Annotated in this window: 17 protein-coding genes and 1 pseudogene; all 18 read right to left on the bottom strand. The window is 37.7% G+C overall.

From position 1 onward, the window contains the following. Nucleotides 1-402: 402 nt before the first annotated feature. Nucleotides 403-942: a ReoY family proteolytic degradation factor gene (locus PZE06_RS05995; protein WP_150914835.1), complete on the bottom strand. Its 540-nt coding sequence runs from the start codon at nt 940-942 to the stop codon at nt 403-405. Between the two features lie 91 nt (nt 943-1,033). After that, nucleotides 1,034-2,296 (bottom strand): tetratricopeptide repeat protein, encoded by a 1,263-nt coding sequence (locus PZE06_RS05990; protein ID WP_150914753.1) that lies wholly within the window; start codon nt 2,294-2,296, stop codon nt 1,034-1,036. A 193-nt stretch (nt 2,297-2,489) separates the two neighbouring features. Beyond that, the gene (locus PZE06_RS05985) at nt 2,490-3,392 is read right to left on the bottom strand and encodes a hypothetical protein (RefSeq protein WP_150914754.1); all 903 of its coding nucleotides are present in this window, start codon (nt 3,390-3,392) and stop codon (nt 2,490-2,492) included. Nucleotides 3,393-3,759: 367 nt separating this feature from the next. Then, nucleotides 3,760-5,046, bottom strand: a complete 1,287-nt coding sequence (aroA, locus tag PZE06_RS05980; RefSeq protein ID WP_150914755.1) for a 3-phosphoshikimate 1-carboxyvinyltransferase — start codon at nt 5,044-5,046, stop codon at nt 3,760-3,762. A gap of 13 nt (nt 5,047-5,059) precedes the next feature. Further along, entirely contained in the window at nt 5,060-6,166 is a 1,107-nt protein-coding gene (locus PZE06_RS05975; RefSeq protein WP_150914756.1) for a prephenate dehydrogenase, read from the bottom strand. Between the two features lie 106 nt (nt 6,167-6,272). Beyond that, a complete protein-coding gene (gene hisC / locus PZE06_RS05970) occupies nt 6,273-7,379 on the bottom strand; it encodes a histidinol-phosphate transaminase (protein WP_150914757.1) in 1,107 nt (368 codons plus the stop codon). 26 nt (nt 7,380-7,405) lie between these two features. Further along, nucleotides 7,406-7,771: a chorismate mutase gene (gene aroH, locus PZE06_RS05965; RefSeq protein ID WP_150914758.1), complete on the bottom strand. Its 366-nt coding sequence runs from the start codon at nt 7,769-7,771 to the stop codon at nt 7,406-7,408. Between the two features lie 20 nt (nt 7,772-7,791). Then, on the bottom strand, nt 7,792-8,871 hold the full coding sequence (gene aroB, locus PZE06_RS05960) for a 3-dehydroquinate synthase (RefSeq protein ID WP_150914759.1): 1,080 nt from the start codon (nt 8,869-8,871) through the stop codon (nt 7,792-7,794). Next, complete coding sequence (gene aroC, locus PZE06_RS05955) at nt 8,871-10,043, bottom strand: chorismate synthase (protein WP_150914760.1); 1,173 nt, start codon at nt 10,041-10,043, stop codon at nt 8,871-8,873. Before aroC ends, aroB begins: the two co-directional genes overlap by 1 nt. Before the next feature lie 336 nt (nt 10,044-10,379). Continuing rightward, nucleotides 10,380-11,152: pseudogene (locus PZE06_RS05950) on the bottom strand (CheR family methyltransferase). Nucleotides 11,153-11,306: 154 nt separating this feature from the next. Further along, nucleotides 11,307-11,753 (bottom strand): nucleoside-diphosphate kinase, encoded by a 447-nt coding sequence (gene ndk, locus PZE06_RS05945; RefSeq protein ID WP_150914761.1) that lies wholly within the window; start codon nt 11,751-11,753, stop codon nt 11,307-11,309. Between the two features lie 155 nt (nt 11,754-11,908). After that, a complete protein-coding gene (gene hepT, locus PZE06_RS05940; protein WP_150914762.1) occupies nt 11,909-12,871 on the bottom strand; it encodes a heptaprenyl diphosphate synthase component II in 963 nt (320 codons plus the stop codon). Nucleotides 12,872-12,924: 53 nt separating this feature from the next. Further along, nucleotides 12,925-13,629 (bottom strand): demethylmenaquinone methyltransferase, encoded by a 705-nt coding sequence (locus PZE06_RS05935; protein ID WP_150914763.1) that lies wholly within the window; start codon nt 13,627-13,629, stop codon nt 12,925-12,927. A 4-nt stretch (nt 13,630-13,633) separates the two neighbouring features. Next, complete coding sequence (locus tag PZE06_RS05930) at nt 13,634-14,455, bottom strand: heptaprenyl diphosphate synthase component 1 (RefSeq protein ID WP_150914764.1); 822 nt, start codon at nt 14,453-14,455, stop codon at nt 13,634-13,636. A 176-nt stretch (nt 14,456-14,631) separates the two neighbouring features. Next, nucleotides 14,632-14,865: a trp RNA-binding attenuation protein MtrB gene (mtrB, locus tag PZE06_RS05925; protein WP_150914765.1), complete on the bottom strand. Its 234-nt coding sequence runs from the start codon at nt 14,863-14,865 to the stop codon at nt 14,632-14,634. 161 nt (nt 14,866-15,026) lie between these two features. Continuing rightward, complete coding sequence (folE, locus tag PZE06_RS05920) at nt 15,027-15,593, bottom strand: GTP cyclohydrolase I FolE (RefSeq protein WP_095306549.1); 567 nt, start codon at nt 15,591-15,593, stop codon at nt 15,027-15,029. A 361-nt stretch (nt 15,594-15,954) separates the two neighbouring features. Next, entirely contained in the window at nt 15,955-16,227 is a 273-nt protein-coding gene (locus PZE06_RS05915; RefSeq protein WP_126409103.1) for an HU family DNA-binding protein, read from the bottom strand. A gap of 811 nt (nt 16,228-17,038) precedes the next feature. Beyond that, on the bottom strand, nt 17,039-18,517 hold the full coding sequence (gene spoIVA / locus PZE06_RS05910; RefSeq protein WP_150914766.1) for a stage IV sporulation protein A: 1,479 nt from the start codon (nt 18,515-18,517) through the stop codon (nt 17,039-17,041). Nucleotides 18,518-18,802: the final 285 nt, after the last annotated feature.

Raw genomic sequence — 18,802 nt, 5'->3', positions numbered from 1 at the left:
AGTTCATTAATTCTTTCTTATCATACCATTTCAACGGTGGCTGGACAAAGGTGATTCTTTACGATTCTCAAACGTATTGCTTTTTTTGGACATCTCTTGTTTGTCCGGTTTGTCCGGTTTGTTCGTCTTGACGATTTTCCTTCAGGTCAATCTTCTTCGTGAACCTTGCCAAGCCGCTTCCCATAGAAGTCGTCGCGTTTTACTGCAATCAAGAAAACAAACTTAAAATATGATAATCATCTAGCAACTTTTTTGAAATCATCGAGCTCCATTTCGAGAATCGTTAAGAAGCTAAAGGTTTGCTATTTAAAAATTAAAAAGAAAAAGCTGATATCAAAAAGGTCATTTTAACAACCTTTTGACACAGCTTCCACATTGATATTCTTTTCAGAACATTTAGGTCTACCTTAGTCGGTTAAGTTTTTTTGTTAACTCTTCAAAGGCAGCTTTATCCTGATTGTCTAAAGCCTCATCAATTAAATGAAGCAATTTTTCTCGTTGAAAATTTTTCAGTGTAGATGACAGAAATTTTTCTGCGATAAGACGATCCTTTTCACTGATTTGCAGACTTTTGGGCATGAAAGGATTCTCTTCCAAAACAGCAGCGTATTGATGCGCTTTATTAGATGCATGAAAATTAAGCTGAATAAATATTTCCTCGTCCCTATTCAGGCGAATATCGTGAAAAGATTTCTCTGCATCTGTTGTCATGACATTCTCTTTGTAAAAACGGAACGGTACCTCATCAACACAGTGCGTCGACATTACTAAACCGCGTGGACAGTATTGAGCCTGCTCAACAAAATGCACTTTTTCCATAAGTCCATCATGACTCATTAAATAATTTAAAATCCACACACATTCACGTCTCTTCAGTTGATAATGATTAAGGAACCAGCGAATAAAATCTTTTTTCTCGTTGACAGATACAGGGGTCTTCATCATTTTCCCTCCTCTGCGTACAACTATTTTTTATTAATTTTGAATGATCGTTACGTTGGCTGCAAACGGATCTGTATCCTTCTTAGACGGCTCAACTTTCATCAGACAGCCTTTGTACTACTTCTGCGAAATCTTCGTTTGATGGATCATTTGTTAGTAATACATTAAATATTTCGGCAGCCTCTTCTCGTTTTCCTTCTTCAATTAGAAAGTATCCATAATCCGCGAGAAACTCTTGATCGTTCTTTAAAAAATTATATGCAAGTTGGTATTTGTTTAATGCCTGTGAATATTTTTCTAAGTTTTGTAATGAAATTGCCTCATCCCAAATTAGATGCGGCTCTTCGATTCCACTTGATTCAAAAATAGCCACGATCTCTAGCACATCTTCATATCTCTCTTGATGGAGAAATAATTTATTAATCGTTATGCCAGCCTCAATAAATTCCGGATCGAGAACTAAAGCTTGCCTCAAGAGTTCTTCTGCTCTTTCTTCTTTGTTAAGTTTAAGTGCTAGCTTTCCACCAATGAAGTACAAATCCTTGTTATATTCATCATAACGTAGTCCTTCTTGAACCGTCTCAAATGCTAATTCAAGTTCCTCTTCTCTCTCATACGCTTTTGCTAAATAAAGATAGAGAGAATGATACTCGTGATCAAGTTCTTTCAGTTCAGAAAATTTCTCAATAGCAGTTTTACTCATACCCGCCTGAAGAGCTGTGAAGGCATAATGAAAAAGGGTATTAATTTCTAAACTAGCTTCCAAGGCTTTTTCATAATGAGGAAGGGCTTCTTCAAAAGCACCGCCTGCACTATAAGCATCACCAAGCCTTTGATTAATATTGACTCCTGCTATTTCTTGTTCAACTGGTACAACTCTTTCATATGATTTGATGGCTTCGATGAATCTTCCCTGCTCTAAATAGAGCTCTCCTAATGCAAAATCAATAATCACTTCATCCGGTAGTACGGATTTTGCCTTTAGTAGCTTCTGTTCACTAACTTCATACAGTCCTTCCATTTGGTATAAATCCGCCTGTAATAGCAAGCTTTCCGGATAACTCGGATCAGTTTCTTTTATTTTATCTAAAGTTTGAATGGCTTCATCCTCTTTCCCTTGTTCAAGGCAAATCTCAGCCATCGTTACAAGAATTTCTCCCTCTTCAGGATATGCTTTATGAAGCCTTTCAAATAATGACTTTGCTTCATCTAAAAATCCATACTGAAATAATTCTTCTCCTAGAAGGAGCCTTTCATCATTTGTTCCGCCTTTTAGTATTGCTTCATATTTTTGTAAGGCTTCTTCATGCTGACCGTTTTCCAATAATGTAATGATCTTACTGATTTTTTCCATTTAGCAACCCTTTCACAATCCTATTTTAAATTACATACGACCATTTTATAATCAACAACGACAAAATAAAAAGGCAAGAATATTACTTATTTAAACTGCTTATTTCTATAAAAGTCAAATGAGATGTTTTATAATTTAACCACTTATCTTCATTATAGTGGAATTTACAAAATTCTACTCACAATAAGGCTTATTAATTAACTTTAAAAAAAGCTGGAATCTTGATCACAACATGCTCACCAAACCCCGGTCTAAATTGGACATCTTTGCCTGCACGTATAACTGTTCCTTTATGGACGGTTACAAGCAAACGCTCCTTTAGTTGCAAAAACAGCTCTTTTTCACAAGTTCCATGATCCAAATCATCTTTTAAATATAGATTATAGCTAACTTCCCCACCATGATGTAAACCTGATTTTACAGGATAAATACCCAGTTTGCATAAATCCTCTCGAGAAATCGGGACATTCTCTTTTAACTCGTGTCCGATAAAGGGGATCTTCTCCATATGTAATAGCTCTTGCCAATACACTCCTACCTGCTCTCTTTGCTTTTCGGTTTCCGCTACAAATATAGGAATTAGTGGACTATTATAAGGAAACATTGCCTCCCTCAGCCATCCCCATGGAATTTCCTTAAGCTCCTGCTCATCTTCTACTTCAACGAATATCGCTGGAATTTTAGCCCGCTTGCATTTTATTAAAAAGCTCGTCGTTAGAAGACGGAGTGGAATTTTCACCCCTATCGTATAATCAATAGGACTATTTAAAAGAACTGTCTTCATATTGTCAAAAGCAGGTTGTAATAAATATTCCTTATCTATTTCCACATAAGTTAAAAACATTGTACTTCCTTTTGTAATAAGTTCATCAATATAAAATTTTTTCATAACTTGAAATGACTGTCTCGATGGAAATTGAGGGCAAAAGAGAACATGGGGCGGCGTCATTACAAAAGAGCTTGCGTTCACTCTCATATAGGAGAACCTTTCGAAGGAGGGTCTAATCGAATCGATGCGATCCTCTTTAATCAGCAAGGAGTTTTGCTCAAGCCTGTCGTTCTTTAGCAAATTGGCATTTTCGATAATATATGTCATAAAACCACCCTTTTAATCAGTCTTATGACAAACTATGCTTGTACAAAATCATTTATTCCATGATTATTTTTCAGGTAAATCTTTGCAAGTGATTTTTAGCTTATTTCTGGTGAAACCATGGTTTCACACGCTTTTTAGGATAAGCGCAGAAAGGAAGGCAAAAGTGACCACCTACATATAAACAAAAAAAGAAGAAGTTGTCCCACAAGCTTAGCTTTGGCTCTTCTTTTTTTGTTTTTTACCTTGTTGATTTCCACTACAAATAGTGCCTTTTCAATGGCGAATCCGAGCCGCTCAGTCCATGTCCATGGCATCGAGCACTTTCTATAGGAGTCGCCACAACATTCCTACCTAGCAAGATCCTTTGTTACTTTAACAGACTTTCTAAATGGTTGAAGAAATTAGGATAAGAAACAGATATCGCTTCGATATTGTCTAAGTTCGTTTGCTCCTTGCAAATAAGTGAGGCAATAGCGAGCATCATCCCAATTCGATGATCACCATGACTACTTACAGTGCCACCTAACAGTTGCTGCTTTCCATAGATAATCATGCCATCATTTGTTGATTCTATTTTCGCACCTAGTTTTCGTAATTCGTGAACTACTGTATCGATTCGATTCGTCTCTTTCACTTTTAATTCTTCAGCATCTTTAATAATTGTGATTCCCTCTGCTTGCGTGGCCAATAAAGCAATGATTGGAATTTCATCAATTAGGCGCGGGATCATATCTCCTTCAATCGTTGTTCCTTTAAGGGTCGAAGTTTTTATGATTAAATCACCAACCGGCTCAAATTGTTCTCGTTCGTTCTCTACTTGCAAGTCAGCTCCCATTTCTCTCATCACATCTATGATACCTGTTCTTGTTGGATTAAGACCTACATTTTTCAGCCTGATTTCACTATTCGGAACAATCGCTCCCGCTACTAGAAAGAAAGCAGCTGAAGAAATATCTCCTGGAACCTCCACATTCGTTCCCTGAAGAGACTGCCCACCTTGCAGTTTAACAGTGAGACCATCCACTTCGAGTTTTCCGCCAAAATGCTGAATCATTCTTTCTGTATGGTCTCGGGTTTTCGAGGTTTCAATAACAGTTGTCTCACCCTCTGCTTGTAAACCTGCCAAAAGAATTGCAGACTTTACCTGAGCACTTGCTACCGGTAAGCGATACTCGATCCCTGTGAGATTTCCTCCTCTCACCGCGATTGGAGTATACTCCCCACCACTTCTCCCATCAATATTAGCACCTAGAGTTAGTAATGGTTTAGTGACTCTTGTCATCGGCCTTTTCCCTATAGATTCGTCACCAATAAGCGTGGAAAAAAACGGACGTCCAGCTAAAATTCCAAGCATAAGCCTAATCGTCGTTCCAGAATTTCCAACATCAAGCACTTCTCTTGGTTCTTTTAATCCAGTAAAGCCCTTGCCAAGGACAACTGCCCGATTTCCCTCCTGCTCGATTTCAACGCCAAGCTTTCGAAAACAAGCAATCGTACTTAAACAATCATCTCCAGTTAGAAAATTCGTTATTGATGTCGTTCCATTGGCAATAGCTCCAAACATAATGGAACGATGGGAAATAGATTTATCACCTGGTATTTGCAATTGGCCTTGAAGCCTTGCTGCATTTATCGCTAATGGTATTGTTTTCAATTTTATCCCCCTCTCATATCCCAGTGGATGTTTCGTAATTGGTATAATGACGAATACAGTGCTCTGCTCTTTCTCTATCCTCTTCTGTTTGAAAGCTTATGACAAGGATTCCGTATACTTCTTCTCTCGTTTCACGAATCCGGATATTCGTCAAGTTAATTTTTTCCTTTGCTAAATAGCCAGTGATTTCAGAAATGACCCCAGGGTAATCGGGAACATCGACAAATAAATCGTAGAATGCTGGAATCGCACCTTTTTCTTTTACAGGCATCTCATCGCGAAACTGCTTTGCCCGAGAAAAATACTGAAGGAGCTCTTCCTCATTTTCATCCCTTAACATGTTCGCAACCCTTACCATTTCTTCCTGCCAATCCGTAAATAATTGTAAAAGAACATCTTTATTATGAAGAGAGATATCCTTCCACATATGTGGACTACTGGAAGCTATTCTTGTAATATCACGAAATCCCCCAGCTGCTAATCTTGTGACTAAGCTTTGCGTCTTGCTAGTTCTTTCTGCCTGATGAACGAGAGAAGCCGCAATAACATGAGGGAAATGGCTAATCACCCCTGTCAAATAATCATGCTCAGCAGGATGCACTTGTAAAAATCGTGCTTTTGTTCCTTTAAGCCACATTTTCAACGTTTCTATAGCCTCGTGATCCGTGTCAACCTCAGGTGTCAATAAATAAAAAGCATTTTCAAAAAGGATGGATTTAGCTGCCTGAACTCCGCTTTTATGTGAGCCAGCCATCGGGTGACCGCCGATAAAAGTATAGCCTTTGTCCCTTAAGCAAGCCGCTTTTTTGACAATTTCCACTTTTGTACTGCCTGCATCTGAAATAATGACACCTTGCTTTAATGATAAATGACAGAGTTGTTCGATCATCGTTTCAATCTTCTTAACTGGTGTGGCAATTAAGATGAGGTCTGCCTCAGTTGCACCTGTTTCTATTTCCTCTGTAATTTCATCAACAACACCTAGCATTGCCGCCAATCTAGATTGTTTCTTATTAACATCATAGCCAATAATCCTTGCTTTCGGATGTTCAGCTTTAATACAAAGAGCCAATGAACCCCCGATGAGTCCCAGCCCAATAATAAATACACGACCTTTCAAGGGAACACCTGCTTTCATGATTGCTAAGAGCTCCTGTTCAGAGGAACCATAAATGGATCCTAATAGAGCAGGAGCTTATCTAGTCGATTTTGAAAAAAATGTAGGATTACTGCTTATCAAGCGGGGATTTTTCAGAAATAAAGGCTTTCATAACTGCAATCATTTCATCGTTCTCTTCCTTTGAACCAACCGTCACTCTGACAGATGTTGGAAAACCAAGAGCTGCACCTGAACGAACAATATATCCTCTTTCTAAACAGTACTGGAACACTTCATTTCCATCCATCTTGAAGTCAATCAAAATAAAATTTCCCTGTGACTCGTTGTAAGACAATTGCTCTTGCTCGCAAAATTGATAGTATTGTTCTAAACCCTCGCGATTTCTTTGTCTGCACATTTCTACATAGGCTTGATCTTCGAGAGCAGCTCTAGCAGCGATTTGCGCAAATGTATTTGTATTAAATGGTTCCCTTGCCGGTTCAAGAGCACGAATCACCTTTTCGCTACCAATCCCATATCCAACGCGAAGGCTAGCCAATCCGTAAATTTTCGAAAATGTCCTTAACACCAGTAAATTTTCAAATTGTTTTATCAGTTCGATAGAATGGTAATAGTCTTCCGCCACAACATATTCATAGTAAGCTTCATCTAAAACGACTAGTGTCTCTTGTGGAACCCTCTTTAAAAAGGATAATAATTTCTTTTCATTAATATAAGTACCGGTAGGATTGTTCGGACTACAAAGCCACACGACATTTGTCCTCTCATCCATTTGTTTTAACATGCCTTCGAGATCATGTTCACCGTTAATTAGAGGGACTTCCCGTACTTCCGCCCCTTCAATCAAGGCATTATGCTTATATTGAGGAAAAGTCGGAGTTGCCATAACCGTATTAAATCCAGGTCTTAGCAAAGCTCTTGAAATGATTTGAATATTTTCGTCAGAACCATTTCCAAATATGAATTGCGTTTCTAACACACCTAATTTACTTGCTAACGCCCCCCGTAAATCTGTCGCATACCCATCAGGATAAAGAGCAAGAGAGCCAGCAAATTGGCGAATTTTATCCAATACTTGTTGCGAACATCCAAATGGGTTTTCATTTGAAGCAAGCTTTACTATTTTTTCAAGTCCATATTGTCTCTTCACTTCTGCAATTGATTTTCCCGGCTGATAAGGAGTCAATTGCAGAAGCTCTTCCTTCCATCTCATTGATTTCACCACTCTCTGCGATCGTTTTATTCATCCTTTAAATCTGGTCTTAAACTAATTGCTTTTTCTAAATAAACATGGTGTATTTCTCTTTGGCTCTTTTCAGTATTAATATGTATCATAATTCGAATGCAGTTTTTTAATGAATTTTCAACTGGAATCTCCCTCATGCACATTACTGGGACATAAGTCCAGCCCGTGATTCTTCTTAAGGCTTTGGCGGGAAACGCTCCATTTATTTCTTCCGTCACGGAAATAAACACAGATGCAACAGCTTCAGCGACAATCTCATTTTGTACGATCATTTCTCGAATCAGCTTTTCTGTTGCTGAGACAATCTCCTGCTCGACATTGTCCTCAATGGTGGTAGCACCCCTAACCCCTCTAATCAATAGCTTTCACCTCTTTAACATCAATCTTGTTGAAACTGCTTTAACTCAGTTAGCAGAAACTGATCCTCTAACGGAACCGCAACAGGCTTTGCAATTCTTTTAAGAAGCACAAATTGAATATGACCATCAACCGATTTTTTATCTTGCTTCATACGTTCAAGCAAAGATTGAGAATTTAACCCTTCTGGAATCGAGGTCTTATAACCGAGCTTCTCCACCCAATCTTTAAACTTTTCGTAATGAAACGAAACGTTAAACAAATTTTTGCTTAACTTCAACGCAAATAACATTCCGATTAAAACAGCCTCACCATGTGTCACTTTTCCATAGCCCGCTTCCGCTTCAATCGCATGCCCTAAGGTATGGCCAAAGTTCAAAAAAGCTCGTATCCCTTTTTCCTTTTCATCCTGAGAAACAATCACATTCTTTATCTGAATTCCTTTTTTAAGCATATATTCTAGTTGTTCAGAAGTAAGAGCAGTTAAATCAGAAATATTCGCAAGTAACCACTGGTAAAAAGCCTCATCTTGGATCAAACTATGCTTTATTACCTCAGCGAATCCTGATCTTCTTTCCATAAGGGAAAGGCTGCTAAGAAAGTTTAAATCATAAAAGACAGCTTCTGGTTGATAAAAAGCGCCTATCATATTCTTCCCTAAAGGGTGATTAATCGCAACCTTTCCACCAACCGCACTGTCATGGGCAAGAATCGTAGTCGGCATTTGAATAAAAGGAATTCCTCTCATAAAAGTTGCAGCAACAAAACCACTGAGATCACCAACAGCGCCTCCACCAAATGCTATGACTAGTGATTTACGATCCAGCTTTTTTTCTAAACAATAAGTTAAACAGCTTTGATAAACATCAAAAGTTTTTGCATATTCACCATTAGGAATGATATAGGTATAAAGGTGAAACTCAGAAAGTACACTTTCCAAAGTCGGTAAATATCTTTCTCCAACATTGCTATCTGTAAAAATAACTACTTTCGTTAATAAAGGAAAGTGGGTTTTTAAAAAGTTGGGAAGGACAGATATGACCCCTCCACCCAAAAATACCGGATAACTTTTAGAATCGGTATGAATCTGCAGTGATTCCATTAGAATTCCCTCGCAAACTTACGCTGCTGTTCAATCGTGCTTATCAATGTGTCTAGTCTATCGGCGTAAAATTGCTCCACAATCGCTGTCGCTATTTCCCATGCAACAACGTGCTCGGCGACAACAGCAGCTGCCGGAACCGCACAGCTATCTGAACGTTCAATACTTGCTGAAAAAGGCTCCTTTGAATCGATATCCACACTTTGAAGCGGTTTGTATAAAGTTGGTATTGGCTTCATCACACCTCGAACCACTATCGGCATCCCGGTTGTCATCCCGCCTTCGAATCCACCTAATCGATTTGTTTTTCGAGAATAGCCTTCCTTCTCATGCCATACAATTTCATCATGTACTGCGCTCCCGGGTTTTCTTGCAGCTTCGAAGCCAATGCCGAATTCTACACCTTTAAAGGCGTTAATACTAACAATAGCTGCAGCAAGCTTAGCATCGAGCTTGCGATCAAAATGAACATAACTACCTACTCCTGCAGGTACCCCTTCCACAATAACCTCTACAATGCCACCGATTGAATCTCCATTTTCCTTTGCTTCGTCAATCGCCTTCATCATCGCTGTCTCAGCCTTTGGATCTAAACAGCGAACAGGGGAATTTTCAGCAATTTCCTTTAATGAGTTCATTGATTCGTAATTTCTAACTTCACTTTTAATTCCACCAATTTCAATCACGTGAGATGCTACTTCAATACCAAGCAAAGATAACAGCTTCTTCGCAACTGCTCCAGCAGCTACTCTTACGGTTGTTTCACGTGCTGATGATCGCTCCAAAACATTGCGTAAATCGCGATGTCCATACTTGAGACCACCATTCAAGTCAGCATGCCCTGGTCGTGGGCGCGTAATTTTTCGTTTTACCTCTGCACCATCTTCAAGATCAGGTGGCTCTTGTCCCATTATTTTTGTCCAATGCTTCCAGTCATCGTTCGCAACCACCAATGCTACTGGAGAACCGAGGGTTAAACCGTGTCGCACTCCGCTTGTTATTTGAACAGTATCTTTTTCAATTTGCATTCTGCGACCTCGGCCATAACCTTTTTGGCGACGTGCTAATTGCTCATTAATTTCTTCAGCCACTAAAGGCATTCCTGCCGGCAGTCCTTCGATAATTGTTGTCAATTGGGGGCCATGTGACTCTCCCGCTGTTATGTATCTCATAACTCTTTCCTCCTTCAACTCATTAAAGGATTATGTACCAATATAACATACGTACGTAAAGAAGAATAGTAAAAAATTTAAAATATTGCCTATATTTTGTCCTTAATATACGCTAGTTAGCACTTTCACACTGTTCTGGCATCATTCATAATCCTTTCTACGATTAATCATTAAACTTTATTATAAAAGCTGTTTAGCCTGTCTCGATAAAACGAGAGAGAAAAAAGATTCCTTCTAGCGCTTCATCGACTTAGGAGCGATCTTTTTAGTACTACTTTAAAAAGATAAAAACTAACGTTTCCTATGAAATAGTCAAAAAAAAGAGCATTTCCGCTCTTATTTTTTTCGATAAAAAAAAGTATCTTCTGTTTCAAAATCATACAAGCTTGGGTTAAAAATCTGCTCCGTACTGCCAACAAAGAAAATACCGTCTTCTTTAAGGGCACTGCTAAACTTCTTATACAGTATATCTTTCGCTTCTTCCGTAAAATAAATGAGAACATTTCTACAGACAATGAGATCATATGGTCCAGCAAATGGATCTGCCAACAAATTTTGTTTTTTAAATGTTACAGTTTTCTTGATTTCATCTGATATATAAAATAAGCTGCCATCCTGTTTAAAATATTTGCGTCTTATATCATCCGGAACTTCATTTAAAGCTCTTTCAGGATAGGCACCTATTTTTGCTCTGGAAATAACATTTTCATCTATATCAGTTGCCAGAATCTGAACTTGAGAAAGCGGCTGTAATTTCGACATAATCATGGCAATCGTATATGGCTCTTCTCCTGTAGAACAGGCAGCACTCCAAATTTTTAAGCGACTGTTTTTTGCCAACAGCTTCGGCAAGATTTTTTTCTCTAGCACTTCCCACCGTTTTCCATTTCGATAAAATTCTGAAACATTGATCGTCATGCGATCCAAAAATTCATCCAAATGCGTTTTATTCTCTTTAAGAGCCATAAAATACTCATTAAAAGAGCGAAAGCCTTTTTTTCATAGAGGGATGTGAGTCTTCTTTTCATTTGCGCTTCTTTATATAATGAAAGGTCAATTCCCGTTATCCTCTTAATGTTTTCAACAAATTGTTCGTAATCCTTTGTCATTTCTTTCTCCCTATAATTATCAACTTTTTTTAAGTATAGCTTAAAAGCGAATAAAAAAATACAATTCTAAAATCAATCATTTCAAAAAATATTAAAAAAGCACTTGCAAATTATACAAGCGCTTACTTTTTTCAGAATCATCATTAAATTTTAATTAATAAATCCATTCACTAATTTGTTTTGAGTAAGAAACAAGCTCTTCTTCCTTGAAAAATAAAGAAATTTCTCTTTCAGCGCTTGCAGGAGAGTCTGAACCATGAATAATATTCTTCCCAACTGTAGCTGCATAATCTCCACGTACTGTTCCAGGTGCTGCGTCCTTAGGATTGGTCGCCCCCATCATACTACGTGCAGTTGCAATAACATTTTCGCCTTCCCATACCATTGCAAATACAGGTCCAGAAGTAATGAAATCAACTAACTCACCAAAGAAAGGACGCTCCTTATGCTCGCCATAATGTTGCTCAGCTAATTCTTGAGGTATACTCATTAACTTCGCACCAACTAGTTGAAAGCCTTTTTTTTCAAAACGAGAAACGATGTCACCAATTAGACTGCGTTGCACACCATCAGGTTTAACCATTAAAAAAGTCTTTTCCATATGCTCCACTCCTACTGTTTGTCTATATGTATGGACTTAAATATTATGACAGCCCACGAAAAATATTACCATTAATCTCACATAATGGCAACAGAGGATTCAATCTGTTTTTAATTAGTGATCATAAAGAGCGAACTACTTGTCGCTAACCTTTTTTATGATTTTCTTTTGCCAATATAAAGAGCAATTTCTCTTAGCGTCTTTTTCGCCTTATTATTTGGGAGCTCATCAAGCACCTCAAGCGCCTTATCTAAGTATCGATCGCTAAACTCAAGAGATTTTTCAATTGCATTTGAATTCTTTATAAGCTCAATAATGCGAGTCATTTCATCTGAGTCAATGTTTTCATGCACCTTAATAATTTCACTGCGCAGCTTCTCATCCTTCATTGCAAATAGCACAGGAAGAGTAATGTTGCCTTGAAGTAAATCTCCTCCAGCAGGCTTTCCAAGCTCTTTTTCAGTGCCTGTAAAATCGAGAACATCGTCGGTAATTTGAAAACTCATTCCTACAAAATAACCGAAACGTGCTAGCTTGCGGTGGACTTCCTCCTCAACTCCGGCAGCAATCGCTCCCAACTGACAGCTCGCTGCAATTAGTAGAGCAGTCTTTCTTTTGATTCTTAACAAATAATCACGCAAATTTTGTTCGAAACGATACTTATCCTTAATTTGTTCAATTTCACCGATCGTAAGTTCTACAATCGTATTAGATAAAATTTGATGTGCAACCGGATTTTCTACATTTGTCATTAATTCTAATGATTTTGCAAAGATATAATCTCCAGAATACATAGCAAAACGATTATCCCATTTACTTTTGATCGTCGGTCTTCCACGACGCAGATCAGCATCATCAATAACATCATCGTGAACTAAAGAGGCCATATGGATAAGTTCCAAAGCAACGGCAACATCTTTAACCACTTGGATATCGTAGCTTCCAAACTTTGCTGCCAATAATACAAAAACAGGGCGAATCCTTTTGCCTCCTGCCTGCAGTAGATGCAAGGATGCTTCCTGCAAAAGTGGAGATTCTCCCTTCACCGTTTCTTCTAATGAATTTTCTATAATATTTATATCAGAGCTTAAAAATGAATACACCATCTTTAGTTTCATTACGACGTCACCAATCCTAAAAACTTTAACACGTAATAAGAGTCAACCTACCCTTATTCTTTGTGGCCAATATGTACAGCAGCCGCACCGCCACTGTAAGGCTTGTAGCTTACCTTCTTGAATCCTGCCTGCTCAAACATTTTTGCAAGTTCTTTCATTCCAGGGAAATCCTTTGCTGACTCATGAAGCCAAGCATATTCATTATAGCTCTTCGCAAAAAGCTTTCCAAAAAACGGCATAATAAACCGGAAGTAAAAATAGAACAACTGTCGATACCCAAACATAGTCGGCTGAGATGTTTCTAGACAGACTCCGATTCCTCCAGGCTTGAGAACACGATTCATTTCCTTTAGCACTTGCAAGTAATCCGGCACATTCCGAAGACCAAAACCGATCGTGACATAATCAAAGGTCTGATCAGGAAACGGCAACTCCATCGCATTTCCATGAACTAATTGAACGTTACGCAAATGCAAATCGTTAACCTTTTCTTCACCAACTTTTAGCATGTTTTTACTAAAGTCAAGCCCAATAACTTCTCCGTTCGAACCTACTTCTCCTGCTAAGGCAATTGTCCAGTCTGCTGTACCGCAGCATACATCTAACGCTTTAGAACCGGCCTTGACATTCATTCTCTTCATCGTGTCTTCACGCCATTTTTTATGCATCTGAAAACTGATCACTGAATTCATCTTGTCATAGTTGTCAGAGATTTTTTCAAAAACACCATGTACACGTTGTTCTTTTGACTGGTCCATTTTCTTACCCTTCTTCCACAAGCGAATTCACACCTATTTGATGCTGGTTTAAAACCACTTCAATTTTGCTTTCAACCGCTTCATTTAAAAGTGGCAGCTTATTTTTTGCTTTTACTAACAGCTCTTTTGAAAAGCTTATATATTTATCGCAAATAAATACTAAATGATTCCTTTGTTCATGTGATAATTCTTTCAAAGTATGTTCATGCTTTGGGAAGACCAATTTCTTTAATCCCTCAAAAACAACAGACGTATGGGACTTAACAAACTGCTCCCTTTCTTTATTTAAGCGCTTAATTAATAAGAAATTGGTGATGACGTCATCCCAACCCTTTGCATGTAAATGTTTTACCAGTTTTTTATGTAAAGATGCTTCGATATTTTTAAGACATTCAATAAGTTTTTCAATTCCATCTAGCTCTTGCTGATAAACAATAATTTTTTGATCATTGATGGTTTCAATTCCTTCAGCAAGCAATCTGATTACTTCAATATTATCTTGATCGGCCAGAATTTTATAATAAAGACCACTATAATAGACCCCGGCAAGTACCGTTAACTGCCTATGTTTTAAATTGGAATCTCCTGAAAGATCGTTCGTAACCTTATCATGGGTATCAAGAGCAATTTGCAATAGCATTGTGGGCACTACATAGTTCTCCATATCTTCAATGGAAACATTCAGATCATCAAGAAAAGAGACAAGAAAGAAAAGTTTATCTTCATCAATAATTGGCGCTTCGATATTTTGTGTTAAGAAGGGATGATGGATCTTTCCTTCTATTTTTTCCCGAACGTATTCTAGTTTTTGTTGAAGGTTTAGCATGAAATCACCCTTGTATCCCCTAGATTCTACTTTTACTTTTTGTCCCGACCTTTTGAAAAATAAACGCATGGACAATTATATCATAAAAGGTCCTACTATGGTCCTCTTAAGAAAAAATATAGATAATTCTGTATATTGTTATATACTAACAATATTACCAAATTTAAAAAAGAAGTTTAATCTTCGTTTCCGCCGCTGCTTATTTCCCCGTATGAGGTCAATATTTTAGCATTTCCTCTTATTTTAATTGCTGAAGTATGTTCCGTAAATTGTGCAATCATAACTTCTCCTCTATCTAGCTTCTCAGAGTGATGAAAGCGCGTATCTGTGCCGCGTGTTAATCCAATTACATTTACTCCATCATCAATTGCTTTAATCACTAAATATTCACCACTTGGTTTGTTTTCCATCCGCTTCCACATCCCCATTCATAATGATTATCATTCAATACTTGTCGTACCCTCATCATACCAATTATTACAGTGACTTTCCTATAGGTTTTGCGAAAACTACTGAACCTATTTTAAAAAGTATCGACTAAATTTCACATTTTAGTCGATACTTTTTCGTACTACTGTTTAATTAACGATAAAATTTCAGCTCTAGCTTGACTATCCTCAGCTAATGTACCCCTAACAGCTGTGGTTACGGTTTTAGCACCAGGTTTTTTGACCCCTCGCATAGTCATACACATATGTTCTGCTTCAACGACAATCATGACACCGTGTGGTTCAAGCTTTTCCATCATTGCATCAGCAACGGTTGACGTGATCCTTTCTTGAAGCTGCGGTCTTTTCGCTACCGCTTCGACTGCTCTTGCCAGTTTGCTCAGACCAGTAACTCGGCCATTCCTAGGGATATAAGCAACATGAGCCTTTCCATAGAAAGGAACAAGATGGTGTTCACACATAGAATAAAACGGAATATCTTTAACCAATACCAACTCTTCGTGATCTTCACTAAATATCGTTTCAAAATACTCACGTGGATCTTGATGAATTCCTTGGAAAACTTCCTCATACATTTTTGCTACCCGTTTCGGAGTATCCAGTACCCCTTCTCGATTAGGGTCATCCCCCACCGCTTCTAATATTAAACGTACCGCCTCTTCAATTTGGGCACGATTGACCTTTGACATGATTCATATCCTCCTCAGCCTAATCCTTCATCAACTAACCTAAATATAACACTAACATCTTAGCACATCTTACGAAAGACAGGCAAAAAGAAGGAATTCAGCTTTGAAATATAACGGCGCTTTTGACTAAAAACAGGAGAAACTTAACTTTTCTCCCTGTTTTCATCATTTCAAGACTACCTTTCAGCCAGAAGCTCAAAGACATGAAAAAGGTTACTCATGAAATGAGTAGTCAACCATTTACTTTAAGAAACAAAAAAATAAAAAGCCCACGTATAAACGTGAGCCTTTTTCAAGAAGATAAGAATATCCACTCGTAAACGAGCAAGATATATTATCAGAAGTATAAAGTACTATGTAATTACTTTACTGCATCTTTAAGCGCTTTACCTGGTTTGAAAGCAGGTACTTTGCTTGCAGAAATTTCAATTTCTTCACCAGTTTGAGGGTTACGTCCTTTACGAGCTGCGCGCTCACGTACCTCAAAGTTTCCGAAACCGATTAATTGTACTTTATCACCATCTTTTAAAGCATTTAAGATTGAATCAAATACTGCGTCTACTGCTTTAGTTGCGTCCTTTTTAGAAAGTTCGCTAGCTTCAGCAACCGCATTAACTAGTTCTGTCTTGTTCATGCCTTTCACCTCCTCCCAAAGAATTCGACTCATTCAGTTGAAAATTGCATTCTTATCATCATTTTTAAACAAAATTACTGATTTCTATACGTAGCGACTCATATTTGTCCCTATTTTTAGCCATTTTTCATGGTTAATAGGTTAAAACATTAGAATTTCGTACAAAAAAAGGTCTATCACTTTATAAATGTGATAACATCAACGTTTCAATTGAATGAACCTCTTTTCATATATTAAATGATAAAAATCAAGATTTCAACGCTTTTCTCTTAAAAAACCTTAATTTATAAGGCTTCATGTCGCTTTCAACAGTAATTCTGTTAAAAGATTATCACAATCATTTAAGGTTATCAAGAAAATTTAGCGAATTAATGGTAATCTTTTCTTTTTTGAACTGTTTTTGCAGGATTTTGTCGAGATCAGCACAATCTTTTTCAATATTCAAATATAAGGCGATATATTGTTTGCAACTAAATAGATGGGGTCGTAAATATTCTTATTGTTTACTGCTATGCTCTATTTTGTAAGTAAGCGTAAAATTAGCGTTATCTGGTACAAAAATTTAAAATTTGTGAACATGCCGATGGAGCTACGGATTCTTGCTTTGAAATTCTTTTTGAACTAGTCGTCTCGTCTTCTATTTTAACAAGTATACTAACAGCTAACATACTTGAGTAGGTAAAAGAGAGGCATTGTCGTACCTCTAAAAGTTAGCGTGCCAAACGACATCTATTCATAATTGATCGCAAAGAGTCAATGACTATTTATGAAAAAAACAACAAAAAAGACCCCATTCTGGAGTCTTGAACAGTTACAAAATAATCGCAATTAATCCACCTGAGCCTTCATTAATAATTCTCTCAAGTGTTTCTTTTAATTTATATCTCGCATTTTCTGGCATTAATGAAAGCTTAGCTTGAATACCTTCTCTTACGATTGAGCTCAGGCTTCTGCCAAAAATATCAGAATTCCAAATTGATAATGGGTCATCCTCAAAATCTTGCATTAAGTATCGAACCAGTTCCTCACTTTGTTTCTCTGTCCCGATAATCGGCGCGAATTCCGATTCCACATCCACTTTTATCATATGGATCGACGGTGCGACAGCTTTTAATCTGACACCAAAACGAGCACCTTGGCGAATGATTTCCGGCTCGTCTAAACTCATGTCAGCAAGTGTTGGTGCAGCAATTCCATATCCAGTTTGTTTTACCATTTTTAACGCATCTGAAATCTGGTCATACTCTTGCTTTGCATGAGCAAAATCTTGCATCAATTCTAATAGATGATCTCTTCCCCTTATTTCCACACCGACAATTTCTTTTAAAATATCATCATACAGCTCATCTGGAGCAAAAAGGTCAATTTCCGCAACCCCTTGACCCATTTCAATACCAGCTAATCCTGCTCTATCAATAAATTCATAATCGCCAAAGAGATGTACAACTCGGTCGACATCCCGCAGCCTTTTAATATCTTTAACTGTATCCTTTACAGCTTCCTGATAGCTTTCTCTGAGCCAATGATCTTCTTTCAATACCATCACCCAGCTTGGAAGGTTAACATTGACCTCCAGGACAGGAAATTCATAAAGAGCTTCGCGCATAACATTTAGAACATCAGCCTCACGCATTCCTTCTATACTCATAGCAAGCACTGGAATATCATATTTTTCAGCTAGTTCATGACGAAGAGCCTCTGTATTCGGGTGATGCGGCTGAACACTATTAATCACCATAATAAATGGTTTCCCAACTTCCTTTAACTCTTCAATAACTCTTTCTTCAGCTTCAATGTAGTCCACTCTTGGAATTTCTCCAATTGTTCCATCAGTTGTCACGACAACACCGATGGTTGAATGCTCTTGAATTACTTTTCTTGTGCCAATTTCAGCTGCTTCGTGGAAAGGTATCGGCTCTTCGTACCATGGAGTATTGATCATTCGAGGGCCATTTTCATCTTCGTATCCTTTCGCTCCTGGTACAGTATACCCAACACAATCTACTAAACGAATATTGACATCTAATCCTTCGCTGACATGAACTGTAGCCGCTTGATTAGGAACAAACTTTGGTTCTGTCGTCATGATCGTTCTACCAGCTGCACTTTGAGGCAATTCATCTTGGGTACGAGCACGATCTGCCTCGTTATCCATATTCGGTAAAACAACGAGCTCCATGAATTTCTTGATAAAAGTTGACTTACCTGTTCGTACTGCTCCAACAACTCCTAAATAAATATCGCCGCCCGTTCTTTCAGCGATATCCTTAAAAATATCTACCTTTTCCAAGTGATCCCCTCCTGAAATCGTGAGTTAGTGGGATAATAGTTATCCTAATTTATTGCCATTTAGAACTTTCATATCGAGTTCATTACGATACTTAGACAATATATGTGTATGATGTTGTCCTACTCAGTTATGACAATTTTCTTTAAAAATACCTCCTTATTTATCAATTTCATTTCAAATTAAAAGGAGCTATGAGAAAATCCTTTTTTTAATTTCTCATTTTTACTTAAAATGGATTAATTAAGTATAATAAAAACCCTTCTCCTACAATATATTCCGTAAGAA

This window comes from Robertmurraya sp. DFI.2.37 (assembly GCF_029211245.1).
GTDB classification, from domain to species: domain Bacteria; phylum Bacillota; class Bacilli; order Bacillales; family Cytobacillaceae; genus Robertmurraya; species Robertmurraya methanolica_A.
The sequence above is the reverse complement of the archived record's forward strand: the minus strand, read 5'-3'. Positions and strand labels throughout refer to the sequence as shown.